This window comes from Rahnella rivi (assembly GCF_019049655.1).
In the GTDB taxonomy this organism is placed as follows: domain Bacteria; phylum Pseudomonadota; class Gammaproteobacteria; order Enterobacterales; family Enterobacteriaceae; genus Rahnella; species Rahnella rivi.
Genome location: NZ_JAFMOX010000064.1, coordinates 118,633 through 142,936, shown reverse-complemented (window position 1 = coordinate 142,936; position 24,304 = coordinate 118,633). Strand labels below are relative to the sequence as shown.

Here is a 24,304-nt window from a genome sequence, read left to right as displayed (position 1 = left end):
ACACCAACTGCGAGGGGACTTATAGACAGAGATTGCTCGCATTTTCGCGCACTCTTGCGGTGCGTTGAATGCCCGGGCATCTCCGTCAAAGGCCTCTCGTGATGGTTCTCACAAGTGGTGGTTGACTTGTTTTAATGAGGGAGTCTTCAATTACTGCATAAATATGACGAGTTGCTCACCCGTCGAGATTGCTTCCAGCGGACTCCCAACTTAGCGAGAAAGCATTGACAGGTCAAATGGCGATTTAAGTTATATTAAAAGTGATATAAAGGGATTTAATTATTTGAAATATATATAAATTATGGTGATTTTATTGGCGTAATTTCGGTGTGGTCATGCCTGTAAAGTGTGAGCTGACTCACTATGGAGAAAGCTTCAGATCTCCGCACCATGCTGGCAGGCGACTATTTACCAGTATTTTATACTGCAAAACACAGTCCCCATGCGGTTTGTCACTGTTTTTAACCGGGCCGTAATAATGTGCTAATGCAGCGGATGTAATAAGAATTATTCATACTGCCATGAATGACTTTATTTGCAGTAATAATGAATAGTTATGCCTGTGCGGGCAGCGCCTTTAGGGAAAGGATTAGGGAGTGAAAGGAGAAATACGTTAGCCAGAGGGCAGTTGGCCTGGCAACGGGCAGAAAATTGCCGGCCGATATTAATAATATCGCGGCAGAAATTAGTCAATATCTCTGCACTTATTTCCCGCATTGCACCACCGTAAGCCCCTGCACGGTGCAGGTCACAAACTTTCAGCTCAATACCGCCCCGCGCTCACCCCGGCAAGGTTTTGCGGTATGATTCAGTCGACTTCGTTTTAAGGGAACCGTTATGAAGCAAATCCGGGTTTTAGCGCAGTATTATGTCGATCTGATGGTCAAACTGGGGCTGGTGAGATTTTCACTGCTTCTGGCTTCTGCGCTGGTGGTGCTGGCGATGATTGTTCAGATGGCGGTGACCATGCTGTTGCGTGGTCAGGTGGAAAGTATCGACGTCGTCCGGTCCATTTTCTTTGGATTACTGATCACCCCCTGGGCCGTGTACTTTCTGTCGGTGGTGGTGGAGCAGCTCGAGGAGTCGCGCCAGCGTCTCACCCGTTTGGTCGATAAGCTTGAAGAGATGCGCCATCGCGATCTCGAACTGAATCAGCAGCTGAAAGACAATATTACCCAGCTGAATCAGGAAATTGCTGACCGCGTCAAAGCAGAAGAAGCGCGTCTGGCCGTGGTCGATAAGTTGAAACTCGAAATGCATCATCGTGAACAGGCGCAGATCGAACTGAGTCAGCAATCGGCGTTACTGCGCTCCTTCCTCGATGCTTCTCCGGATCTGGTGTATTACCGTAACGAAGACAAAGAATTCTCCGGCTGTAACCGTGCGATGGAATTGCTCACCGGCAAAAGCGAGAAGCAACTGATCGGTCTGACGCCGAACGATGTCTATACCCCCGATATCGCCGAGAAAGTGGTGGAAACCGATGAGAAGGTGTTCCGTCACAACGTTTCCCTCACCTACGAACAATGGCTGGTCTATCCGGACGGGCGGAAAGCCTGTTTCGAGCTGCGCAAGGTGCCGTTCTACGATCGCATCGGTAAACGCCACGGCCTGATGGGCTTCGGGCGCGATATTACCGAGCGTAAGCGCTATCAGGACGCGCTGGAGAACGCCAGCCGGGAAAAGACGACGTTTATCTCGACCATCAGCCACGAGCTGCGTACGCCGCTTAACGGCATCGTCGGGCTCAGCCGCATCCTGCTGGACACGGAGCTGGACAAAGAGCAGCACAGCTACCTCAAAACCATTCACGTCAGCGCCATCACGCTCGGCAATATCTTCAACGACATCATTGAAATGGACAAAATCGAGCGCCGCAAAGTGCAGCTCGATAACCAGACAGTCGATTTCACTGAGTTCCTGTCCGATCTGGAAAACCTCTCCGGCCTTCTGGCGCAGCCGAAAGGGCTGAAATTCATCATGGATCCGGATTTACCCTTGCCGCGCAGCATCACCACCGACGGCACGCGCTTACGGCAGATTTTATGGAACCTGATCGGTAACGCCGTCAAATTTACCCGTGAAGGGGAAATCGTGCTGAGCGTCCATTACGAAGCGAACGACATGCTGCGCTTCGTGGTGCGCGATTCGGGAATGGGCATTCCGCAGGATGAGCAGGATAAAATTTTCGCCATGTACTATCAGGTGAAAGACCGTAACGGGGGCAAACCCGCAACCGGAACCGGGATCGGTCTGGCCGTTTCTAAGCGTCTGGCGCAGGCGATGGGCGGCGATATTACCGTCAGCAGCGTGCCGGGGCAGGGTTCCTGCTTCACGCTGACGGTGCGTGCGCCGACGCTGGATGCGCCGGTGACGCAAAGCGACGATGAAGAGGAGGAGATGCCGCTGCCGGCGCTTCATGTGTTGCTGGTGGAAGATATCGAGCTGAACGTCATTGTGGCGCGTTCGGTGCTGGAGAAACTGGGTAACAGCGTGGAAGTGGCAATGAACGGGCATGATGCGCTGGAGATGTTCGATCCCGACGAATTCGACCTGGTTCTGCTGGATATCCAGCTGCCCGACATGACGGGGCTGGATATCGCCCGCAAATTACGCACCGATTACGCCGGTAAGCATTTGCCGCCGCTGATTGCGTTGACGGCCAACGTGCTCAAAGACAAAAAAGAGTATCTCGACGCCGGAATGGACGACGTGCTGAGCAAGCCGCTGTCTGTTTCTGCCCTGACCGCGATGATCCAGCAGTTTTGGGATCATCAGCCAGAAGTATCCGTGATGGAAAAGGAGCCCGCAGTGATGAAAGACAGCGAAACTTTACTCGATACCGCCATGCTGGAGCAGTACATCGACCTGGTGGGCCCGCAACTGATTTATCAGAGTGCAGATATGTTTGAAAAAATGATGCCGGGTTATCTCGCGGTATTGGATTCCAACATGACGGCGCGTGACCAGAAAGGCATTGCCGAAGAAGGGCATAAAATCAAAGGTGCAGCGGGTTCTGTCGGTCTGAAGCATTTACAGCAACTGGCGCAACAAATTCAAACGCCAACATTGCCGGCCTGGTGGGATAACGTTCAGGAATGGATTGATGAGCTGAAGGCGGAGTGGCGAAATGATATTCAGGTGCTGCGTGAATGGACTTCAAACGCTGAAAAAAAATAACCCCGGCCGAAGCCGGGGTGCGCGAATACTGCGCCAACACCAGGGAAAATGGTAACCCACGATAGTTGTTAGGGTTTGGATTTCGCAGGTCTTGGAATTCAGGGTAAGTCTAATACATCCTGTAGCCATCAACATAACAAATATAAGCTGAACTGTTACAACATTCATTAAAAACTGTGATGTAGATTAGTCTTTGTCTATACAAAACATCAAGTCTTTATCGCAGGATTTTTGAGAGAATACAAATGAAGGTTGTTGATGACGTTATGACGGCATGCAATTTTGCTTAGGTTCGTGAAAATTCAGACGGCGATTTGCTGGTTTTTTCTACAAAAACTGTGCGTAATCCCCCTGAATACACCGCACGGAACCCGCGGCAACTTACTGTAAATCATGGTGTATGCGTGAAAGTGGATTCGGACCGTCTGTTAAATGGCATAAGATTTCATCTCATTTTATGTAGTGAAATAATTTCACTTAGGTAGACGTCCTGACTGCCCGTCCGTTGTGTGAATTTTCGTCTGCATTGTGGTTTTTTTGAGTAACCGATTTGACTTAGTGACGCCAGGGGCGGGCGAGTTTTTGATGAGTTTTCGTTCACTATCTAAAATTGAATGTATAAATTTTGTTAATCAATAAATTTATGAATTGTTACGGAATGTAGCAAAAGAATACAGTTGATGCCGGGGGATGAAAACCCCTGGGAACCGGTTCCCAGGATCTGGAACTCATTGATGATATGGATCAAAAGCCTTTTAATTTGGTTAATGTGCGGTTAAAAATGGGATAGGCCTGACCAGATTGTTAGCAATCTGCGTCTTAGTTTCGCTAGCCCGAATCCGGTGGTTCTTGCGGAGATTGATTAGATGGTCAGATGTGTTACGGAAAGCGCTTAATGAATAAATCTGCAAAAAAAGGTCTGTTACGTAAGCCACTGTTATGGCTCAAACGTGTGCTGATACTGTTACCCTGCTTATGGATAGCAGGAATTGTGATTTTCGCCTTTTTGCCGGTGCCTTTTTCTGCCGTGATGGTGGAAAGGCAGGTATCGGCGTGGCTGACCGGTGACTTTGGTTACGTCGCCCATTCCGACTGGGTCGCGATGGATGACATTTCCTCGCCGATGGCGCTGGCGGTGATGGCGGCGGAAGACCAGAAATTCACTGAACACTGGGGATTTGATGTGGATGCTATTCAGTCGGTGCTGGACAGTGATAAAGACGGCGGAAAAATGCGCGGTGCATCGACGCTTTCGCAGCAGACGGCCAAGAATTTATTTTTGTGGGATGGGCGCAGCTGGATCCGCAAAGGGCTGGAAGCCGGGCTGACCGTTGGCATTGAAACGGTATGGACAAAGCGACGCATTCTGACGGTTTATCTGAACATCGTGGAGTTCGGCGACGGTGTCTTTGGCGTTGAACAGGCGGCACAGCATTTCTTCCATAAACCGGCCAGCAAACTGACCGCTTCTCAGGCGGCGTTACTGGCTGCCGTGCTCCCCAATCCACACCTGTTTAAGGTCAACGCGCCTTCAGCCTACGTCATTCGCAGGCAACAGTGGATCCTGCGCCAGATGAGCCAGCTCGGCGGTGAGTCTTTCCTGGTGGAACATAAACTGCATTAATTTCCTGAGCAACGCACATAAAAAAAGGACAGCCAATGCGCTGTCCTTTTTCGTGATGGCCGCCGGAATTACTTCACGTAGGTGAATGCCGTGGTCACGTGTTTCACGCCGCTGACACCTGCCGCGATACCTGCCGCAGATTTACCTTCATCCTGTGTCACCAGACCCAGCAGGAAGACTTCGCCGTTTTCAGTGGTCACTTTCACGTTGGAAGATTTCACTGAATCACTGGTCAGCAACTGCGAGCGGACTTTGGTGGTGATCCAGGTATCGGTAGAGGCGGTACCCATGGTCACAGGCTTACCGGTGCGAAGCTCGTTATACACTTCCGTTGCACCCTCAACGCCAACCGCGATCTGCTTGGCGCGCGCGGCCATATCCGGTGTCGGGGTCTGGCCGGTCAGCAGGACTTTGCCCTGATACGCCGTCGCCACAATACGCGCTTCGTCCTTCAGCTGTTTGTCTTTGCTGATGGCATTAGACACCCTGGCTTCCAGCGTGCTGTCATCAACCTGTGTGCCGACGGTACGCGGGTCCGTGGTGGTTTTGGTGGCAACGCCAGCAACGCCAACCACTGCGGCGGCAACGCAACCTTGTAGCAGAAGGGCGCTAAACAGTATTGCAAAGAGAGGACTTGCCTTCATTTGATCTCCTTAATCGTCCTGGTGAGGGAACAGCGTGCTATCAATCAGATCACAGAGGCAATTCACTGTGAGCATATGCATTTCCTGAATACGGGCGCTGCGATGAGACGGGATTCGGATCTCAACATCATGAGGACCCAGCAAACCCGCCAGCTCGCCGCCGTCATAACCTGTAAGCGCCACAATGGTCATATCACGGGTGACCGCGGCTTCAACGGCTTTGACAATATCACGGCTGTTGCCGCGCGTAGAAATAGCCAACAGGACGTCGCCCGCCTGGCCTAAGGCCCGCACCTGTTTGGCATAGATTTCATCATGCAGCCGGTCGTTAGCGATGGCGGTCAGCACAATGTTATCTGCACATAGTGAGATTGCAGGAAGGCTGGGACGTTCAGTTTCAAAACGATTAATCAGACTGGCGGAAAAATGCTGGGCATTTGCCGCAGAGGTGCCGTTACCGCAGCAGAGAATTTTATTGCCGTTAAGCAGCGATTGCACCAGCGTCATTGCGGCGCGGGAAATCGCGTCAGGCAAGGCTTCTGCCGCGGCAATCTGGGTTTGGATACTTTCGGTAAAGCAGACTTTGATTCTATCCAGCACGGGTTTTCGTCCAGTCAGTCGTCATAATATTTATTCCGCATTGAAGGCATCACGCAGCCATTCTATCTGGCTACCGGTGATGGCAAAAACATCAAAACGGCAAGATGATGTGTCAAAGCTTGCATGGCGTCCTGCAAGCCAGAAAGACGCAGCGCTTAACAAACGCTGCTGTTTTTGACGCGTTACGCTTTCCGCTGCGCCGCCGAAACGGGCGGTGCGCCGGTAGCGAACTTCAACAAACACCCAGGTTTGCTGGTCGCGCATGATCAGGTCGATCTCTCCGGTGCGGCACGCCACATTGGCGGCCACAAAGAATAATCCGGCGCTCTCAAGGTAGCGACGTGCGAAAGCTTCATACTGGTTTCCACACGATTTTGCGCCAGTGAGCCGCGGCGTTGACACTTTTTCAAACATCAGTACATCCTTGTACCTGTCACTCTCGCAATACCGGTTCTGAAGAGCGGTTCCCGAGAGTGGCGTTAGCCGTTCTTAAGAAGAAACCGGCACCAGTGAGCCCTGACGGTATTGCAGCCACGGCATTTTACGGTGGATAACGCAATTGCTGTTGGCGCTCAAATCCCCGGTACTGCCGGAGACTTCAAAGCCCGGCAAGGTGCGCATTTGTGAGAAGTGATTCGCCAGACTCCAGGCATCAATCCCCATCGCGTACAGACGCACCAGTGAGTAGTCGTTACCGAATTTCGCGGAGGCCTGTTGCATCAGCGCCGGATTAGAGCCCGCCAGCAACGGAATGTCGCTGAACTGAACGCCTTCCATTTCCAGACGATAATCCGGGCCTGCACCGGCCTGATAGCTGCGGGAACTGGCGTACACGGACGGACGTGAACGGCCACTGCCGCTCATGTCGAGCATCGGCTTGATCAGCGTCAGTTCGCTTTGCGTGGCGACGACATACACCGAATCCACGGCACCTCCTGAACTGCCCTGCACGATCTGCGCATCGGTCGGTGGCGCCGGGATGGTGATCCCGCCAATGGTCACGCCCTGCGCCTGGGCAGGAGCGGCGGTATTGCTGGTCATCACCGGGGTACCGGTCAGACGGATACCGCTGCCGATAGAAGAGCGCAATTCACCTGCTGAACCCAGCCCCTGCTTGAGGACAGTCTGACCGCCCAGTTTCTGCCATTCATTGGCAAAAGCCTGCGCGATACGGTCGCCAAAGTTGCCACGCGGAACCAGCAACAGCGGCATCCGTTTTTGCTGTGACCACATATGACGTGCGGCATCCTGCGCCTCGTCTTCCGGAGAGAGGGCAAAGTAACAGATATTCGGGCTGTTTTTCTCAGTTTCTGGCTGATTGAGCGCTAAAACATTCAGCGGTGTCTGGTCAGAAGCGAGTTCGTTGACCTGATCTTTGAGCAGAGGACCGACAACCAGCGTTGCGCCATCTTGCTGCGCCTGGGTGAGAAGCGCGGCCAGAGGCTGACCATTCGTGTCATAAACTTTGACCTGAGCATTGCTGCTCGCTACCGGAGTAACAACAGGCGCAGGCGTTTGTGGCTGTTCAGCCTGGGAGGCTGTCGCCTCCGGCGCTGAGGTGCTGACGGCTGCATTTGGATCGACCGGTGGCTGCGCCTGAGCGTTTTGATCGGCAGAAGTACTTTGTGGCGCAGGTTGTGACACCTGACCGGTCATTGCCGCGTTAAAACCTTGCTGAATGGCGTTACCGTAAACCTGCGCCGGGCCGCTCATCGGCAGGAACAGGGCGATTTTACCGGTAGAAGCAGGCTGGAATGTCAGCACGTTATTAAGCTGTGTTGGCAGGTTTTTTGCGGCCGGATTGACCGGATAACGGCGCTGCCAGTCTTTAATCCCGGCTTTCAGCAGATCGGGATCCTGCTTGTTACTCTGCCAGACGCTGAGTAAATCCAGCCATCCCTGCAATGTATTTTCATCCGCGTTGATCACGATGCTGCTCGCATCTTGCGGGGAAAGTTGCGTCAGCGACATCCAGGTACGATCGATATTGTCCTGATGCGGCTGGCCCTGCAACAGTGGCTCCTGCGCAATATACGCGCGGATCACGCCCAGACTGACGCGTCCCTGGCTGGCATCGATTTGCGCCTGATAGTAACGCGCCTTCTGATCGTTGGTCAGCGCGGTCGGATCGATGGTGCTCAGCGTGGTTGCCGCAGGGGCGAAATCTTTGATGGCCAGTTGCACTTCGGCCGTCGTCAGCTTTTGCTCCAGCTGCTGCGCGGCAGTGAGTTCTTGCGGCAGGGTCTTCAGCTGATTGTAGGCTTCAGCCGCTTTGCCTTCACGCACCAGGGCACGCACTGCAAGCAATTGCCAGTCAGCCTTGTTATCATCACCGCTTTGCTGTGCCTGTTGCAGATAATAATCAGAGCTGCCAGTCGCCGCGCCCTGGACACTTTCAGTCGGTGCCTGTGGCGCCTGACCGGTACAGCTGGCGAGAAGCATCGCCACGATAATGGCAGGGAGTAAACGTCCCGAACGGGTACGAAAAGTCATTGAGGAAGGCATTCAGTTTCCAGTGATGTTTTTTCAAGATGCTCAATATTAAATCGGCAATCCGGATGAAACAATGAATCAACACGATCAAGCAGATATTTCTGCATCAACGCTGTACATCGTACCCACGCCAATCGGCAATTTAGGGGACATCACCCAACGGGCATTGGCCGTGCTGAGCAGCGTGGATTTGATTGCGGCGGAGGATACCCGTCATACCGGATTATTGCTGCATCACTTTGGTATCAGCGCAAAAATGTACCCGCTTCATGATCATAATGAACAGCAAAAAGCGGAGCATTTATTATCAAAACTTCAGGAAGGTCAAAGCATTGCGCTGGTTTCCGATGCAGGAACGCCGCTGATCAATGACCCTGGCTACCATCTGGTGCGTTGTTGTCGTGAAGCGGGTGTGCGCGTTGTACCGCTGCCGGGTGCCTGTGCGGCGATTGCGGCATTGTCTGCCGCCGGTTTGCCGTCCGACCGCTTCTGTTATGAAGGCTTTCTGCCTGCCAAAACGAAATCACGAAAAGATACACTTCAGGCCCTGATCGAAGAGCCGCGCACGCTGATTTTCTACGAATCGACCCACCGGTTGCTCGACAGCCTGCAGGATATGGTGGAAGTCTGGGGGCCGGATCGCTACGTGGTGCTCGCCCGTGAGCTGACCAAAACCTGGGAAAATATTCGTGGTGACGCGGTCGGCGCATTGCTCGCCTGGGTACTGGAAGATGAAACCCGCAAGCGTGGCGAAATGGTGCTGATCGTTGAAGGTCACAAAGCCGATACCGAGGCTTTGCCGGCGGAAGCGTTGCGCACGCTCGCGCTGCTGCAAAAAGAACTTCCGCTGAAAAAAGCCGCCGCGCTGGCTGCAGAAATTCACGGTGTGAAGAAGAATGCGTTGTATAAATACGCGCTTGATGAGCAAGAGGGTGACAAGTAGGTGATTTTCCCCTATCATCCGCCGCGGAGTTGACCAGACAGTCGCCGCTTCGTTGCCGTCCCTTTCGGGGGAGACAGATGGAGGGGAGGAAAGTCCGGGCTCCATAGGGCAGGGTGCCAGGTAACGCCTGGGAAGCGCGAGCTTACGACAAGTGCAACAGAGAGCAAACCGCCGATGGCCCACGCAAGTGGGATCAGGTAAGGGTGAAAGGGTGCGGTAAGAGCGCACCGCGCGGCTGGCAACAGTCCGTGGCAGGGTAAACTCCACCCGGAGCAAGGCCAAATAGGGGTTCACATGGTACGGCCCGTACTGAACCCGGGTAGGCTGCTTGAGCCAGTGAGCGATTGCTGGCCTAGACGAATGACTGTCCACGACAGAACCCGGCTTAACGGTCAACTCCCTCGTCAAAAAGAAAGCCCGCGCAGTGTTAACTGCGCGGGCTTTCACCTTTCTGAAATCCGAAAAACTCAGACCGGCAAATCAATCAGCAGCGCGCGCAATGGCGTGCTGGCAGACACGGTCAGGCTGTTTTCCTGATGAATAAAGGCCCCATCGCCACAGGCCAGTCTTTGCGATTCGTTGCTGACCGCGCCCTGTGCATCAACCTGCCCGTGAATCGACTGCAAATAAGCACGCGGTCCGCGGATAGGTATCGAAATATGATCGCCTGCGGCTAAATCCAGATGATGGATCCACACGCTCTGGCGCAACTGCAGGCTGCCTGCTTCACCATCCGGCGAGGCCAGCAGGAAATGCTTCGCATCCGGCAGCATCATTTTCTGGGTAATTGGGTTTTCATGCTCGGGGCAGGCATCCAGCCACAGCTGCATCCGCGTCAGTGGCTGTTTCTCGCGGGTGTTCAGCTCGCTGTAGCTGACGCTGGCCTGCGTCGATAACAGCGCCGCTTCTCCGGCTTTCACCCGCACGCTATGACCTTCACTGTCGCGATACTCGGCCTCGCCCTGCAACACCAGATTGAGCACGTCAACGCGCGGATAAGTTCGCGGCTGAAAACTCGCCCCCGGTGCCAGCACTTCCTGATTCAGCACCCGCAAAGAGGCATAGCCCATCAGCTTGGGATCGAAGTAGTGACCAAAGGAAAACGTGTAGCGGGCTTGCAGCCAGCCAAAGTCAGCGGTGCCGCACTCTTTTGCCGTTCTGCTGGTAATCATGGCGGTCGCCTCAGTTAAAAATATCAATGGATAAATGGTAAGCGTCTGGACGTGTGATTGTTAGCCAGTTAATCTGGTCGCTATATTCAAATTTCCTGAAAGAGAAAAGAATGGCTAAGGATCGCGCACTCACACTGGAAGCCTTACGGGTCATGGATGCGATAGACCGCCGGGGCAGCTTTGCCGCGGCTGCCGACGAGCTGGGCCGCGTCCCTTCTGCCCTGAGCTACACCATGCAGAAGCTGGAGGAAGAGCTGGATGTGGTGTTATTCGACCGCTCAGGTCATCGGACAAAATTCACCAACGTTGGCCGTATGCTGCTTGAACGTGGCCGCGTGCTGCTGGAAGCGGCAGATAAACTGACGGTGGATGCCGAAGCGCTGGCGCGCGGCTGGGAAACCCATATCACCATCGTGTGTGAAGCGCTGTCGCCGGCAACGAAACTGTTCCCGCTGATTGAAAAGCTGGCGCTGAAAGCCAATACGCAGGTGTCGCTGATCACTGAAGTGCTGGCCGGTGCGTGGGAGCGCCTTGAGCAGGGGCGCGCAGACATTGTGATCGCCCCGGATATGCACTTTCGCTCATCAACAGAAATTAACAGCCGTAAGCTTTACAAGCTGGTCAGCGTGTACGTTGCCGCACCGGATCATCCGATCCATCTGGAAGCCGAGCCGTTATCTGACGTCAGCCGCGTGAAGTACCGGGGCATTGCGGTGGCGGATACTGCCCGCGAGCGCCCTGTGCTGACCGTGCAACTGCTGGATAAGCAGCAACGTCTGACGGTCAGTACGCTGGAAGAAAAACGTCAGGCATTGCTGGCAGGATTAGGTGTAGCGACGATGCCTTATCCGATGGTCGAAAAAGACATTACCGAAGGGCGTTTGCGGGTGGTGAGTGCCGAATACAATCACGAAACCGACATCATTATGGCGTGGCGTCGCGACAGTATGGGCGAAGCGAAAGCCTGGTTCCTGCGTGAAATTGTCAAACTGCTGGCTACGCGTGAAGTGAAGTAAGCGTCGGTCAGTTGCTACGCCACACCTTCCTCCGATGAAAGGGGAAGGTGCAGATGCAGATCAAAAACGCGTATCACGCCCGTGCTCAGATTCTAAATCCTGCGCGGGTCCGGTGGAGATAATGCCGTGCGGGTTGATCGTCGCGTGGCTGCGATAGTAGTGGTGACGAATGTGGGCAAAATCCACAGTTTCACGAATGCCCGGCATCTGGTAGATATCGCGCAGGAAGCCGTAAAGGTTCGGATAATCGCTGATCCGGTAGCGATCGCATTTGAAATGCGTAACGTACACCGGGTCAAATCGCACCAGCGTGGTCCACAGGCGAAGATCGGCTTCGGTCAGTTGGCTCCCCGTCAGATAGCGGTGTTTACCCAGTAATTCCTCGGCACGGTCAAGCGCGGCAAACACACCGTCAACGGCCTCATCGTAAGCATCCTGAGACGTCGCAAACCCGGCTTTGTAGACGCCATTGTTAATTTGCGGATAGACCCATTCATTGATCTCATCAATCTGCGGGCGCAAGGTCTGCGGATAATAATCCCCGGCTTTTGCACCGACCGCATCAAAAGCGCTGTTGAACATGCGAATGATATCGGCAGATTCGTTACTGACGATGGTCTGCTGTTTCTTGTCCCACAGAATCGGCACAGTGACGCGCCCGGTGTAATCTTTCTGCGCGCGCAGATAGATTTCATAGGCAAAATTCAGGTGATACAAATCGTCGCCGGTGGCCGCCGGGAAATCCGTTCCGAAGGTCCAGCCGTTTTCCAGCATCAGCGGATGCACGACGGAAACGGGAATGATCTCTTCGAGGCCTTTCAGCGCGCGCATCAGTAAGGTGCGGTGCGCCCACGGGCAGGCGAGAGAAACGTACAGATGATAACGATCGCGTTCTGCCGTAAAGCCACCCGCACCATGCTCACCCGGTGCGCCGTCTGCGGTGATCCAGTTACGAAATTGCGAAACGGAACGTTTGAAGTGCCCGCCGGTAGAGCGGGTGTCATACCAGGTGTCCTGCCAGATGCCGTCAACCAGTTGTCCCATCGTTATGTACCTTTTTATCAGATGTATTTTCAGAATAAAAAAGGGCGAGGTGATAAATCACATCGCCCTGCAGGTCTTACATATTATCTAATTATTTGAGTATAGCGTGGTATTGCCGGTGCGATGCCCGGCGTTATCCCTGGTGCGGACGATTACCAGTTTTTCTTGATCAGACGGTCGATGCTGAATGCACCAGGACCCGAAGCAAACAGGACGAAGAAACCACCGGCGATGGACAGGTTTTTCATGAACATCATCTGGTTTACGCCCTGGGCGAAATCAGTGTGGAAGATGACGGCGGTCAGGATGGTGAAGATTGCCGTGATCAACGCGGTAGTACGGGTGAAGAAGCCGAACAGGATCGCCAGACCGCCGCCAAATTCTAACAAGATAGTCAGTGGCAGGAAGAAGCTTGGCACGCCCATGGACGTCATGTAGCCCGCGGTGGCGGTGTAACCGTTGATTTTGCCCCAGCCTGCAACGATAAACAGAATGGGCATCAGGATACGTGCAACCAGCAAAGCAGTGTCTTGTAACTTAGTCATCTTCATCTCCGAAAGGTCATGCGCTCAAATTGAGCTAAAAATGTTACCGGCCCGGTCGGAAAATGTTTCCTGCCGTTACCGCATCAGTTGATGACGGAATAATAGGTCGGATGAATAAGTTTTGTTAGCAAGTAAATCTGTCTGAATGATTCAAAAAAATTGAATGGACTCTGGATTGTTATTCAAAAGAAAAGGGCCGGATGAGTATTCATCCGGCCCTCAGACGTGAAAGCATTGATACGAAAAAAGAGCGTTTATTTCTGAGCGAAAGTCTTACGGAACAGTCTGACCGTTCCCCAGATCCCGAAAGCCCGTCGTGACCAGCGCACAATCACGCTGGGGTGGCGAATACCGTAAACGGCAATCAGGCTTGAGCCCACTACCAGATATTTGCGCATATCAACGAGTTTCACCCAGCCGCGATCGATTTTCGCTGTGGCATCCAGCCAGTCATCACCGGCACGAGATAACTCCTGCCGCTGGCGCTCAATCTTGCGCATAATTCTGACTTTTTCGATAGCGCGGTTCGGGATGCTCATTCCTCGTCATCCTTTTCAAGCAGGGCACGGTCAACGTCCAGTTGCTTGCGCGTAAGGCTGAGCAGCGTCGAACGTTTGGCTTTCGCCAGCGTTAACATGCCCAGGATCACCGCGAGCAATAACAGCACGCCTGTGGTCGTGCCCATCGCCATCAGACGGTATGCCGGATCGATAGCCCAGAAAAGGACCACCAGCAGACTCATCAGGCCGAAGGCTGTAAAGATCAGGGTAATGCCGGCCATGAGCAGCAGTTGGAAAATATTGGCCTTTTCCTCTTCCAGCTCAATAACGGCCAGTCTGACGCGCGTTTCGACAATGCCGACCACGACGGTGGCGACACGTTGAATGATGTCGAAAAGCCCCTTACCCGGTCCTTGTGGTGAAGGTTTTAACGGTTCAGTCATGGTTATCGGCGAGCTAACAGAACGCCGATGACTACGCCGACCGCGGCACCAATACCGACGCCCGTCCAGGGTTTATCATGTACATAATCGTCGGCTTTACCGGCAATTTCTTTGGTCTGGTAGGCAATCTTTTCGCCCGTATCGCTCAGACGTTCGCGGGTATCTTTCAGCAGGGATTCTGCTTTACCACGCAGTTTATCGAGTTCAGCTTTCGGCTTATCGGTAGAGGTCTGGAGCACTTCTTCCAGGGTATCTGCCAATGACTTTAATTCAGCCCGCAGTTGTTCTGATGTATTACTCGCCATGTGTAAGTCACTCCATACGTTAACTGATTCGAACTTTTAACATAGCGGATATTCAGGTGATCGCAAATGCGAATTGTCTGTTTCAAAACGCAAGATCCCCGAATAATCCGCTGTGGCGTGGTGCAAAATCACCGCTGGCGGAACAGGATTACAGGCCCTGGGCCTGTTTCAGTTCTGCCTGTGCTTCCTGCAATTTATGCTGTTTCTTAACGATTTTTTCGTGATCGCCCTTGGCCTGAGCTTCTTTCAGCTCCTGCTCACGTTCAGCGACTTTTTCACGCTTCTCTTCAACACGTTGTTGATTTTCAGCTTTCAGACCGGCATCGGTGCAATGCGCCTTATTTTCACGCAGTGCCTTTTCCAGACCGTCTACGCGGTTCTGGTTTTTATGGGCACGGGCTTCATCGATCTGTTTCTGAATTTCGTTTTGTTTGGTCACGCAGCTTTCTGGCTGAGGCGCAGCAAAACTGGCGGAGGTGAACAACAATGCCGGGGCGAATACGAGGGCGGAGAGAGTCAGTTTCATCGTGTAGCTTCCTTTTGATGGTTAAGTGAGTGTGGCACTTAATTCCTTGAACAGGGGACTGCGTGTCAAATCATGGGTCGCATGAATGACTAGCCCATGAATAATATCACCGTCGAATGGACGGTGATATCAGACATTTTCCCTAAACCTGACGAAAGGCTTAACCGAGCTTCAGCCGGTTATGATTGAGTTTTTCCATCAACGCTCTGGAATGGGAGGGTTCACAATTCCTGATGATGAATCCCTCCGGCAGGATGTCTTGCAACGCGCTGTGCGCCATCTGGCGCTGCTCAGCGGAGTCGAGCTGCACGACTAAACCGTCATCGAGGGGCGTGATGCTTTTGATATGGATGCCGCGCTGACTCAGGCTCTGATACACGTAAAAGCCGTCTGGTAATGAGATACCGGTTCTGGCCGGGCGGATTTGCAGCGCATTGCCGTTGGCTGGCATCCGTGAAATAGCCAGCCCGATCATGGCGGCCGCTGCCAGCAGCATGATAATCACCGGCCAGAGTAGGGAACGTTTGAGAAACCTGCGGTTCATTATGCGCTCTTGCCTTTATTCTGGCGGTCAGCGTGTTTTTTACGCCACAGCACAATGATCGAACCGACCAGCCCGCCAATTAATAACAGAACCGGCAATAACATCAGGCAGTTCATCACGGCGTCTTCGTATTTCAGGAACAGCGGTGTTTTGCCGAGGAAATAGCCCAGAGACGTGAGGATGAGGATCCATAACAATCCGCTGACCCAGTTAAAGAACTGAAAGCGGCTGTTGCTCAGGCCCGATAAACCGGCGATTGTCGGCAGCAGGGTACGCACAAAGGCCAGAAAACGGCCAACTAACAGCGCCGACAGGCCATGCTTGTGGAAAAGTGCATGGGCACGTTCGTGATAATGCACCGGCAAATTCCCCAGCCAGCTTTGTACTATTCGGGTGTTTCCCAGCCACTTTCCCTGCGCATAACTCAGCCAGCAACCGAGGCTGGCCGCGCTGGTCAGCAGGAAAACCGTCAGCGGGAAATTCATTGCATCTTTGGCAATCAGTACGCCGACCAGAATTAACAGGCTGTCACCGGGTAAAAACGCCGCGGGCAGCAGACCGTTTTCCAGAAAAATGATCATGAATAAAATCAGGTACAGCGCCCAGACCAGCGAAGGATCGGCCAGGGTTTTATAGTCTTGTTGCCAGAGTGCATCGATGAGAGAACTGATAATTTCCATCTGGTTTCTAAAACTCCATCATGTTCAGTGAGTCAGCGAAATACATCTGCGGAGAAAGTCTCGACGCGGCATGTACAGCTGAAAAAGGTCGCCTGTTCCCTGGCGTGCTGTCTGGTTACGGGTACTGCGATTTCCCGCGCGTCGTTTTGGCGTGTTTCACCTGGCGCAAACGGGTAAGAAAAGTCGTCTAACTGTAACAAAATAACAATAAGTCAGACAGGTAAATATAGCGCGTCGGCGGCGATCATTTAAGCCTCAGGCACGATATGAAAAAGGGTTTTACATTGACTGACACTACTCGACAGTGGCTGACAGGGAAGGGCGAAATCGGGCAGAGGAAGATAAATGGCAGGTTGGACGAATGAACCTGCCGTAATGCGGATTTATTTAGAATTCATCAGCGGCGGATCGAGATGAACCACCGGATTTTCTGAATAAAGATAGCGGTCTACATTGAACTCAAAATCATCACTGGTGGCGCGGAAAAGCATCTGCTTGGTGTTTTCCAGGTGCTGCCACATCGCCAGTTTTGCGGCGTGCGGATCGCGGCGGATTAACGCTTTGAGGATCAGATCGTGTTCTTCACACCAGCTTTCGATTGAGCGCTCATCGATATGCTCATGCAATTTACGCCAGTACGGGTTATGTAATCGCTGGCTCCACATCTTTTCGACAATCGTTGCCAGTGCGCTGTTTTGGGTTGCCTGCGCCACCTGCACGTGGAATTTCAGATCCCATTCCGAATCGCGGAAACGGTCTTCCTGCCGCGCGTACTCTTGAATTTCCATCAGGCGCATAATGTCTTGTTTGGTCACCTGCGTGGCGGCAAATTCAGCGATGTTGCTTTCAATCAGCTGGCGCGCCTGCAACAGTTCAAACGGGCCTGCCGTACCAAATTCACTGCCGCAATCCGGCACAACCAGATGGCGCTGCTGATTGGACATGACATGAATGCCCGAGCCTTTGCGCACTTCCACATAGCCCTCCACTTCCAGCATGATGATCGCTTCACGCACCACGGTGCGGCTGACGTTCATTTCATCGGAAATCAGACGTTCAGCGGGAAGTTTCTCGCCAACCGGATAGACTCCGGATTCAATGCGTTCCTTGAGCGTGGCAGCCAGTTGTTGATAAAGGCGTCTGGTGTCTGTGGATTCCATGTGAGTGCTCTTTAAAGTAGTGAAACCTGCCGGATGGGTGCCTGAAAGATCCCGGGACCTGTCATACAACTCCAGTATACGATTTAAGAAGAGGGGATGCACCGTGCATTGGTCAGAAAGGTTGGCGGTTAAAGTCAGGAAATAGCAAAGCCCGGTAAAGTGACTTACCGGGCTGCGTTCAGGCTATCAGGCTTTCGCGGTACTGAGCGGAACCGGCACAGGTTCTACTGCGGACCGGTTTTGCAACACTGTCCAGATGATAATGGCACCGAGCAGATCGAAGACCGCAAGGGCTGCAAACAGCGGGCTGAATCCGATGGTATCGGCCAGCGCACCGACCACCAGTGCAAACATCGTACTTGCCATCCAGGCGGCCATCCCGGTCAGTCCGTTAGCCGTCGCCACTTCGTTACGACCGAACACGTCAGAAGAGAGCGTGATCAGCGCGCCGGACAGTGACTGGTGAGCGAAACCACCGACACACAGCAGGGCGATAGCCGCATACGGGCTGGTGAACAGACCGATCATCCCCGGGCCGATCATCAGGACAGCACCCAGCGTCACGACCATTTTACGAGATACGATCAGGTTCACTTTGAAATGCTTCTGGAAGAACGGAGGCATGTAACCGCCGAGGATACAACCGAGGTCAGCAAACAGCATCGGCATCCAGGCAAACATCGCAATTTCTTTCAGATTGAAGCCATACACCTTGAACATGAACAGCGGGATCCAGGCGTTAAATGTGCCCCAGGCCGGTTCAGCCAGGAAGCGTGGCAGCGCGATACCCCAGAACTGACGGTTACGCAGGATCTGCATGGCAGACATTTTCTTGCCGTTGGTGGTCTGATGCTGTGCTTCCTGACCATCAAGAATATAAGCGCGTTCTTCGGTGCTCAGCTTTTTCTGATCTTTCGGGTGTTTGTAGAACACTAACCAGCTGATGGCCCAGATCAGGCTGAGAGCGCCGGTGATGATGAACGCCAGTTGCCAGCTGTGCATGATGATGCACCAGACAACCAGTGGCGGGGCAATCATCCCGCCGATAGACGAACCGACGTTAAAGTAACCCACGGCAATAGAGCGTTCTTTCGCCGGGAACCATTCGCTGCTGGCTTTCAGACCGGCAGGGATCATCGCGGCTTCCGCCATACCGACAGCACCACGTGCGATGGCCAGGCCACCCCAGCTGCTTGCCAGCGCCGTGGCCATACAGAAGATGGCCCACATGATGGCGAACATGGCGTAACCCACTTTAGTTCCCATCACATCCAGAACGTAACCGGCAACCGGCTGCATCAGGGTATAGCAGGCGGAATAGGCGGCGATAATATAAGAATATTGCTGTGTGGTGATGTTCAACTGGCTCATCAGCGTTGGCGCTGCGGCGGCAATGGCGTTACGTGTTAAATAACCCAGTACAGTGCCGCATGTGACCAATGCGATCATGTACCAGCGTAACCCTTTAATCTTACCCATTTAACTCTCTCCCAGTAAATAATCCGGCGATGACGGCCAAAGCTGTCACGGCGTATTTCGCGCCATCTGTCTCAGCATGGGCTTCTGGCTTCCTTAAAGTGTTTTTTCCGGGTACACCGCCGCCAGAGAATCTCGCTGGGGGAGCTGCCCGATGACTCACGCACTGCTTTATTGTTATCTGTGCGTAAGGATCCGATGAACTTCCTGCACACCAGAACAACTGCACTGTCTTCCGGCGAACGGCGCCCGGTAAGTGTTATCCGGACAACAGCGAAAGGACGTGGCAGGTAATCTCTGACGCTCTTGTCCGGACGCAGCAAAGATAACTTGTCATACAGATTTAAAATTTGAATGACATCACAAAACCACATTTAAACTGTGTGCTTACTTAACTTTTTTAACTTCACGGTTATTTACTTGATTTTACACAGGTAATGGTAGGTTTGTTGATCGGCTTCACACTTTGAGGGGAGGATGTAACAAGCTGGGAATGAAAATCTCTACAAAATTGGTGTAACAACTTTACCTGATGATCACATTCAGGCGCAGGGCGGCAGACGGGGCGGTGTCATGTGAATAAGACGAGATACAAGGCACAGAGCCATAAATAACTTGTTATACCGATTTAAAGTTTGAGTGACATCACAAAATGACACTCTGAATGTGAGGATAATAGCCCCCGGTGCTTAAAGACTCTAAAGTTTTTGTTTTACAGAGGATTAGTGTGTGTTTATGGCCGCGAATCGCCCCCTTTCGCGCCGGAGTACCCCTAAAAAGAGCTGGACGATAAACTGAATTGGTGTGATAACTTCGCACCATTGAGAGACAACTCTACAGAATTCATGATGAGGAACCTAAGATGGCGCAGTTTTTAACAGAAGACTTCCTTCTCGACACTGAATTTGCACGTCGCCTGTATCACGACTATGCGAAAGATGAGCCGATCTTTGATTACCACTGTCACCTACCGCCGGAACTGATCGCGCAAAACCATCAGTTCGAAAACATGTATGAAATCTGGCTGAAAGGCGATCACTATAAATGGCGCGCAATGCGTACCAACGGTGTGCCTGAACGTATGTGTACCGGTGATGCCAGTGACCGCGAGAAGTTTGACGCCTGGGCTGCAACGGTTCCCCACACTATCGGCAACCCGCTGTACCACTGGACGCATCTTGAGTTGCGCCGTCCGTTCGGCATTACCGGCAAACTGCTTTCTCCGTCTACTGCGGGCGAAATCTGGGAGCGTGGTAATGAACTGCTGGCACAGGATGAATTCTCCGCCCGTGGCATCATGAAACAGATGAATGTGAAAATGGTCGGCACCACCGATGACCCGATCGATTCTCTGGAACATCATAAAGCTATCGCCCGGGACGCCAGTTTTGATGTCAAAGTTCTGCCAAGCTGGCGCCCGGATAAAGCGTTCAACATTGAAGCGGCGACTTTTGCTGATTACATGGAGAAACTGGAAGCCGCTGCTGATGTGTCGATTACCCGTTTCAGCGATCTGCGTGACGCCCTGAAAAAACGTATGGATCACTTCGCGGCGCACGGCTGTAAAGTCTCTGATCACGCGCTGGATGTAGTGGTCTACGGCGAAGCGGATGACGCCACGCTGGACAGCATTCTGTCCCGTCGTCTGAGCGGTGAAACGCTAACTGCGCAAGAAATCGCCCAGTTTAAAACCGGCGTTTTGCTGTATCTGGCTTCCGAATATCAACGTCGTGAATGGGTACAGCAGTACCACATTGGCGCGCTGCGCAATAACAACACCCGTATGTTCCAGCTGATCGGTGCAGACGTCGGTTTTGACTCTATCAACGACCAGCCGCTGGCAGAACCGCTGTCTAAACTGCTGGGCGCGCAAGGTCTGGCCGGTGGCCTGCCAAAAACCATTTTGTATTGCCTGAACCCGCGTGATAACGAAGTCATCGGCACCATGGTCGGTAACTTCCAGGGCGAAGGGATGCCGGGCAAAATGCAGTTCGGTTCCGGCTGGTGGTTTAACGACCAGAAAGACGGGATGCAACGCCAGATGACTCAGCTCGCCAACCTGGGCTTACTGAGCCGCTTCGTCGGCATGCTGACCGACAGCCGCAGCTTCCTGTCTTATACGCGTCATGAATACTTCCGTCGCATTCTGTGCCAGATGATTGGCCGCTGGGTGGAAGACGGCGAAGCACCGGCAGATATCGAACTGCTGGGCAATATGGTGAAAAACATCTGCTTCGACAACGCCAAACAGTATTTCCAGATCGAACTGAACTAAAAAAGCACGACGGAGCGCAGGTTCCTGCGCTCCGTAAATAAACAAAGCAAAAACAACTAATTATCCCATTTAGCACGGCGGCCACAGGACACACCGATTGTCCTCAAAGACCGGCGTCTGAGCAAATTAAGGTGAATGTGAGATGCAAAGGTTAAATCGCCGTGACTTCCCTGGCCGTCAGCACCCGGACAAAATTATTCAGTTCGGGGAAGGTAACTTCCTGCGGGCGTTCGTAGACTGGCAGATAGACCTGCTGAATGAACATACCGATCTGGACGCCGGGATAGTGGTTGTTCGCCCGATTGACACCGATTTCCCACCTTCACTCAGCACGCAGGATGGTCTGTACACCACCATTATCAGCGGCCTGAACGAGCAGGGCGAAACGGTGCGCGATACCCGCATCATCCGCTCGGTGAACCGCGAAATTAATATCTATCATCAGTTTGATGAGTATCTGGCGCTGGCCCGCGACCCGAATATCCGCTTCGTGTTTTCCAATACCACCGAAGCCGGTATCAGCTATGTTGAAAGCGATCGTCTGGAGGATGCGCCACCGGTCAGCTTCCCGGCCAAACTGACCCGTTTACTGTTTGAGCGCTTCACGCATTTCTCCGGCGCGGCCGATAAAGGCTGGGTTCTGCTGCCATGTGAACTGATCGACTACAACGGCGAAGCTTTGCAGGAACTGGTGCTGCGTTACGCACAACGTTGGGCGTTGCCGGCGGCATTCACTCAGTGGCTGGAAAACAGCAATACCTTCTGTTCAACGCTGGTTGACCGCATCGTGACCGGTTATCCGCGCAGCGAAGTGGAGAGCCTGCAACAGGAACTGGGCTATCAGGACAGCTTCTTCGACAGCGCCGAGCACTTCTATCTGTTTGTGATCCAGGGGCCAAAAAGTCTGGCTCAGGAACTGCGTCTGGACAAACTGCCGCTCAACATCCGCCTGGTGGATGACATCAAACCGTACAAAGAACGCAAAGTGGCGATCCTCAATGGCGCGCACACTGCGCTGGTGCCGGTGGCCTTCCTGTCAGGGCTGAATACCGTTGGCGAATCGATGAATGACGCGCAGATCAGCCGCTTTGTGGAACTCGCCATTGCCGAAGAAATCTCGCCGGTGCTGGATCTGCCACAGGATGAACTGACGTCGTTCGCGCAGGCGGTGCTGAGCCGTTTCCGCAACCCGTTTATTCAGCATCAGCTGTTGTCGATTGCCCTGAACGGGATGACCAAATACCGCACCCGCATTCTGCCGCAGCTGCTGGCGAGCCAGGAAAAGAATCAGATCCTGCCACCGCGCCTGACGTTTGCTCTTGCCGCCTTGCTGGCGTTTTACCGTGGCGAACGCGAAGGTGAAATCTACCCGCTGCAGGACGATGCGCACTGGCTGAGCCTTTTCTCTCAATTATGGAGCAGCGTGCGTAACGGTGAATTATCACTCGGCGGGCTGGTGGAAACCGTGCTGGCCGATGAAGAACACTGGGGACGGGATCTCAATACCGTGCCTGGCCTGACCGCTAAAGTGACCGGACAGTTACAGGCGATCGAAGACCGTGGCATGCGCGATGCGCTGGCGGCTTACAGTTAAGAGGGCGACTATGCAAAGTATCATTCAAATTCATCCTGCAGATAATGTCGCCGTGGCACTGCGCGACATTGAAAACGGCGAGCAGGCAGAGGCTGGCGGCTATCATGTCGTGATGCCTCAGCCGGTGGCCCGGGGTCACAAATTCGCCCTGCGCCCGATTGCGGCGGGTGAAAATATTATCAAATACGGGCTGCCGATTGGCCATGCGCTGACCGCGATCGCGCCAGGCGTGCATATCCATTCACAAAATGGCAAAACCAATTTAAGCGATCTGGACGAGTATCAATATCAGCCGGAGTTCGCCAGCCTGCCGGAGCAGATGGCAGATCGTGAGGTACAGATCTACCGCCGTAAAAACGGTCTGGTGGGGATCCGCAACGAGCTGTGGCTGATCCCGACCGTCGGCTGTGTGAATGGCATTGCCCGCCAGATCCAGACACGTTTCCTGAAAGAAACCAACGACGCGGAAGGCATCGACGGCGTTTACCTGTTTACGCACCCGTTTGGCTGTTCACAGCTGGGCGACGATCACGTCAATACCCGCACCATGCTGCAAAATATGGTACGTCACCCGAACGCCGGTGCAGTGCTGGTGATTGGCCTCGGTTGTGAAAACAATCAGGTGGACGTGTTCCGCGAGACGCTGGGCGAAGCAGATGAAGAGCGCGTGCGCTTCATGACAATGCAAAAGTTCGACGACGAAGTGGAAGCCGGTCTGGAACGTCTGCGCGAACTGTATGCCGCAATGCGCAACGATAAACGTGAAAGTGGCAAACTCAGCGAGCTGAAGTTTGGCCTCGAATGCGGCGGCTCTGACGGGCTTTCCGGCATCACGGCGAACCCGCTGCTGGGGCGTTTCTCGGACTACGTGATCGCTAACGGCGGCACTTCCGTACTGACCGAAGTGCCTGAAATGTTTGGCGCAGAGCGTATTCTGATGAGCCGCTGCCACGACGAAAGTACGTTTGAAAAAACCGTTCATATGGTCAACGATTTCAAACAATATTTCATCGAGCACAATCAGCCGATCTACGAAAATCCGTCGCCGGGCAACAAAGCCGGCGGTATCACTACGCTGGAAGAAAAATCGCTCGGCTGTACGCAAAAAGCCGGTCACAGCCCGGTGATGGACGTGCTGAAATACGGCGAGCGTCTGACCAAACCGGGGCTGAACCTGCTCAGCGCGCCGGGTAACGATGCCGTCGCTACCAGCGCACTGGCCGGAGCCGGTTGTCACATGGTGCTGTTCAGCACCGGGCGCGGCACCCCTTACGGTGGTTTTGTGCCGACGGTCAAACTGGCGACCAACAGCGAACTGGCGGCGAAAAAACCGCACTGGATCGATTTCGATGCCGGACAACTGATCCACGATGTCACAATGGATCAACTGCTGAAAGAGTTTGTGGATCTGATCGTGGAGATCGCCGATGGCCGCAAAGCCAAAAACGAACTCAATGATTTCCGCGAATTAGCCATCTTTAAAAGCGGCGTCACATTGTAACCGGTCAGGTTTATCGTTAGGATGAAACGGCGTTTCAGT

The 24,304-nt window shown here is 53.3% G+C and carries 22 protein-coding genes and 1 other RNA gene; 8 read left to right on the top strand and 15 right to left on the bottom strand.

The genetic code is table 11. From position 1 onward, the window contains the following. Positions 1–837 precede the first annotated feature (837 nt). Both arcB and mtgA read left to right on the top strand, forming a co-directional pair. Positions 838–3,180 carry an aerobic respiration two-component sensor histidine kinase ArcB gene (gene arcB / locus J1779_RS18410; protein ID WP_056776351.1) on the top strand — a complete coding sequence of 781 codons (2,343 nt, stop codon included), beginning with the start codon at positions 838–840 and terminating at the stop codon, positions 3,178–3,180. Between the two features lie 895 nt (positions 3,181–4,075). Continuing rightward, the gene (gene mtgA, locus J1779_RS18405; protein ID WP_217204467.1) at positions 4,076–4,804 is read left to right on the top strand and encodes a monofunctional biosynthetic peptidoglycan transglycosylase; all 729 of its coding nucleotides are present in this window, start codon (positions 4,076–4,078) and stop codon (positions 4,802–4,804) included. 68 nt (positions 4,805–4,872) lie between these two features. Here the strand turns inward: mtgA and dolP are convergent, their stop codons facing one another. The 4 genes from dolP to J1779_RS18385 all read right to left on the bottom strand — a co-directional run bounded on the left by dolP (position 4,873) and on the right by J1779_RS18385 (position 8,553). Then, positions 4,873–5,448 (bottom strand): division/outer membrane stress-associated lipid-binding lipoprotein, encoded by a 576-nt coding sequence (dolP, locus tag J1779_RS18400; RefSeq protein ID WP_056776359.1) that lies wholly within the window; start codon positions 5,446–5,448, stop codon positions 4,873–4,875. Between the two features lie 9 nt (positions 5,449–5,457). After that, a complete protein-coding gene (diaA, locus tag J1779_RS18395) occupies positions 5,458–6,048 on the bottom strand; it encodes a DnaA initiator-associating protein DiaA (RefSeq protein ID WP_056776362.1) in 591 nt (196 codons plus the stop codon). Positions 6,049–6,078: 30 nt separating this feature from the next. Continuing rightward, complete coding sequence (locus J1779_RS18390; protein ID WP_056776366.1) at positions 6,079–6,462, bottom strand: YraN family protein; 384 nt, start codon at positions 6,460–6,462, stop codon at positions 6,079–6,081. Positions 6,463–6,537: 75 nt separating this feature from the next. Continuing rightward, a complete protein-coding gene (locus tag J1779_RS18385) occupies positions 6,538–8,553 on the bottom strand; it encodes a penicillin-binding protein activator (protein WP_217204466.1) in 2,016 nt (671 codons plus the stop codon). Positions 8,554–8,614: 61 nt separating this feature from the next. Here J1779_RS18385 and rsmI point away from each other — a divergent pair, with 61 nt between their 5' ends. Further along, a complete protein-coding gene (gene rsmI / locus J1779_RS18380; RefSeq protein WP_056776374.1) occupies positions 8,615–9,484 on the top strand; it encodes a 16S rRNA (cytidine(1402)-2'-O)-methyltransferase in 870 nt (289 codons plus the stop codon). Between the two features lie 25 nt (positions 9,485–9,509). After that, positions 9,510–9,888: RNase P RNA component class A (gene rnpB / locus J1779_RS18375), an RNA gene on the top strand. Positions 9,889–9,951: 63 nt separating this feature from the next. Here rnpB and J1779_RS18370 read toward each other — a convergent pair. Beyond that, complete coding sequence (locus J1779_RS18370; protein ID WP_056776378.1) at positions 9,952–10,656, bottom strand: pirin family protein; 705 nt, start codon at positions 10,654–10,656, stop codon at positions 9,952–9,954. A 110-nt stretch (positions 10,657–10,766) separates the two neighbouring features. Here J1779_RS18370 and J1779_RS18365 point away from each other — a divergent pair, with 110 nt between their 5' ends. After that, positions 10,767–11,672, top strand: coding sequence for a LysR family transcriptional regulator (locus J1779_RS18365; protein WP_056776382.1), 906 nt, complete (start codon positions 10,767–10,769; stop codon positions 11,670–11,672). A gap of 60 nt (positions 11,673–11,732) precedes the next feature. Here J1779_RS18365 and J1779_RS18360 read toward each other — a convergent pair whose 3' ends face one another. The 10 genes from J1779_RS18360 to J1779_RS18315 all read right to left on the bottom strand — a co-directional run bounded on the left by J1779_RS18360 (position 11,733) and on the right by J1779_RS18315 (position 18,898). Beyond that, complete coding sequence (locus J1779_RS18360; protein WP_217204465.1) at positions 11,733–12,716, bottom strand: glutathione S-transferase family protein; 984 nt, start codon at positions 12,714–12,716, stop codon at positions 11,733–11,735. A gap of 152 nt (positions 12,717–12,868) precedes the next feature. Continuing rightward, a complete protein-coding gene (locus J1779_RS18355; protein WP_056776388.1) occupies positions 12,869–13,261 on the bottom strand; it encodes a DoxX family protein in 393 nt (130 codons plus the stop codon). 254 nt (positions 13,262–13,515) lie between these two features. After that, entirely contained in the window at positions 13,516–13,800 is a 285-nt protein-coding gene (locus J1779_RS18350; RefSeq protein WP_056776392.1) for a YqjK-like family protein, read from the bottom strand. Next, positions 13,797–14,204, bottom strand: a complete 408-nt coding sequence (locus J1779_RS18345; protein WP_122094431.1) for a phage holin family protein — start codon at positions 14,202–14,204, stop codon at positions 13,797–13,799. The genes J1779_RS18350 and J1779_RS18345 overlap by 4 nt, the downstream gene beginning before the upstream one ends. Before the next feature lie 2 nt (positions 14,205–14,206). After that, positions 14,207–14,509 carry an ElaB/YgaM/YqjD family protein gene (locus tag J1779_RS18340; RefSeq protein WP_056776398.1) on the bottom strand — a complete coding sequence of 101 codons (303 nt, stop codon included), beginning with the start codon at positions 14,507–14,509 and terminating at the stop codon, positions 14,207–14,209. A gap of 148 nt (positions 14,510–14,657) precedes the next feature. After that, positions 14,658–15,035, bottom strand: a complete 378-nt coding sequence (locus tag J1779_RS18335; RefSeq protein WP_056776402.1) for a DUF1090 domain-containing protein — start codon at positions 15,033–15,035, stop codon at positions 14,658–14,660. 160 nt (positions 15,036–15,195) lie between these two features. Then, positions 15,196–15,579: an EnvZ/OmpR regulon moderator MzrA gene (gene mzrA / locus J1779_RS18330; RefSeq protein WP_122094429.1), complete on the bottom strand. Its 384-nt coding sequence runs from the start codon at positions 15,577–15,579 to the stop codon at positions 15,196–15,198. Next, on the bottom strand, positions 15,579–16,259 hold the full coding sequence (locus J1779_RS18325) for a DedA family protein (protein ID WP_056776407.1): 681 nt from the start codon (positions 16,257–16,259) through the stop codon (positions 15,579–15,581). The genes mzrA and J1779_RS18325 overlap by 1 nt, the downstream gene beginning before the upstream one ends. Before the next feature lie 383 nt (positions 16,260–16,642). Further along, positions 16,643–17,419 carry a transcriptional regulator ExuR gene (gene exuR, locus J1779_RS18320; RefSeq protein ID WP_056776410.1) on the bottom strand — a complete coding sequence of 259 codons (777 nt, stop codon included), beginning with the start codon at positions 17,417–17,419 and terminating at the stop codon, positions 16,643–16,645. A 186-nt stretch (positions 17,420–17,605) separates the two neighbouring features. Then, positions 17,606–18,898: an MFS transporter gene (locus tag J1779_RS18315; protein ID WP_056776412.1), complete on the bottom strand. Its 1,293-nt coding sequence runs from the start codon at positions 18,896–18,898 to the stop codon at positions 17,606–17,608. An 859-nt stretch (positions 18,899–19,757) separates the two neighbouring features. On the opposite strand from J1779_RS18315, the gene uxaC reads away from it, so the two are divergent. The 3 genes from uxaC to J1779_RS18300 all read left to right on the top strand — a co-directional run bounded on the left by uxaC (position 19,758) and on the right by J1779_RS18300 (position 24,265). Beyond that, the gene (gene uxaC, locus J1779_RS18310; protein WP_217204464.1) at positions 19,758–21,170 is read left to right on the top strand and encodes a glucuronate isomerase; all 1,413 of its coding nucleotides are present in this window, start codon (positions 19,758–19,760) and stop codon (positions 21,168–21,170) included. Between the two features lie 142 nt (positions 21,171–21,312). Next, on the top strand, positions 21,313–22,764 hold the full coding sequence (locus tag J1779_RS18305) for a tagaturonate reductase (protein ID WP_217204463.1): 1,452 nt from the start codon (positions 21,313–21,315) through the stop codon (positions 22,762–22,764). A 10-nt stretch (positions 22,765–22,774) separates the two neighbouring features. Continuing rightward, a complete protein-coding gene (locus tag J1779_RS18300; protein ID WP_122094421.1) occupies positions 22,775–24,265 on the top strand; it encodes a UxaA family hydrolase in 1,491 nt (496 codons plus the stop codon). Positions 24,266–24,304: the final 39 nt, after the last annotated feature.

Bases quoted from the DNA above. Each gene is read 5' to 3' on its own strand.
- arcB (WP_056776351.1), top strand. From the start codon at position 838: ATGAAGCAAATCCGGGTTTTAGCGCAGTATTATGTCGATCTGATGGTC.
- mtgA (WP_217204467.1), top strand. From the start codon at position 4,076: ATGAATAAATCTGCAAAAAAAGGTCTGTTACGTAAGCCACTGTTATGG.
- dolP (WP_056776359.1), bottom strand. From the start codon at position 5,448: ATGAAGGCAAGTCCTCTCTTTGCAATACTGTTTAGCGCCCTTCTGCTA.
- J1779_RS18390 (WP_056776366.1), bottom strand. From the start codon at position 6,462: ATGTTTGAAAAAGTGTCAACGCCGCGGCTCACTGGCGCAAAATCGTGT.
- J1779_RS18385 (WP_217204466.1), bottom strand. From the start codon at position 8,553: ATGCCTTCCTCAATGACTTTTCGTACCCGTTCGGGACGTTTACTCCCT.
- rsmI (WP_056776374.1), top strand. From the start codon at position 8,615: ATGAATCAACACGATCAAGCAGATATTTCTGCATCAACGCTGTACATC.
- J1779_RS18370 (WP_056776378.1), bottom strand. From the start codon at position 10,656: ATGATTACCAGCAGAACGGCAAAAGAGTGCGGCACCGCTGACTTTGGC.
- J1779_RS18365 (WP_056776382.1), top strand. From the start codon at position 10,767: ATGGCTAAGGATCGCGCACTCACACTGGAAGCCTTACGGGTCATGGAT.
- J1779_RS18360 (WP_217204465.1), bottom strand. From the start codon at position 12,716: ATGGGACAACTGGTTGACGGCATCTGGCAGGACACCTGGTATGACACC.
- J1779_RS18355 (WP_056776388.1), bottom strand. From the start codon at position 13,261: ATGACTAAGTTACAAGACACTGCTTTGCTGGTTGCACGTATCCTGATG.
- J1779_RS18350 (WP_056776392.1), bottom strand. From the start codon at position 13,800: ATGAGCATCCCGAACCGCGCTATCGAAAAAGTCAGAATTATGCGCAAG.
- J1779_RS18345 (WP_122094431.1), bottom strand. From the start codon at position 14,204: ATGACTGAACCGTTAAAACCTTCACCACAAGGACCGGGTAAGGGGCTT.
- J1779_RS18340 (WP_056776398.1), bottom strand. From the start codon at position 14,509: ATGGCGAGTAATACATCAGAACAACTGCGGGCTGAATTAAAGTCATTG.
- J1779_RS18335 (WP_056776402.1), bottom strand. From the start codon at position 15,035: ATGAAACTGACTCTCTCCGCCCTCGTATTCGCCCCGGCATTGTTGTTC.
- mzrA (WP_122094429.1), bottom strand. From the start codon at position 15,579: ATGAACCGCAGGTTTCTCAAACGTTCCCTACTCTGGCCGGTGATTATC.
- J1779_RS18325 (WP_056776407.1), bottom strand. From the start codon at position 16,259: ATGGAAATTATCAGTTCTCTCATCGATGCACTCTGGCAACAAGACTAT.
- exuR (WP_056776410.1), bottom strand. From the start codon at position 17,419: ATGGAATCCACAGACACCAGACGCCTTTATCAACAACTGGCTGCCACG.
- J1779_RS18315 (WP_056776412.1), bottom strand. From the start codon at position 18,898: ATGGGTAAGATTAAAGGGTTACGCTGGTACATGATCGCATTGGTCACA.
- uxaC (WP_217204464.1), top strand. From the start codon at position 19,758: ATGGCGCAGTTTTTAACAGAAGACTTCCTTCTCGACACTGAATTTGCA.
- J1779_RS18305 (WP_217204463.1), top strand. From the start codon at position 21,313: ATGCAAAGGTTAAATCGCCGTGACTTCCCTGGCCGTCAGCACCCGGAC.
- J1779_RS18300 (WP_122094421.1), top strand. From the start codon at position 22,775: ATGCAAAGTATCATTCAAATTCATCCTGCAGATAATGTCGCCGTGGCA.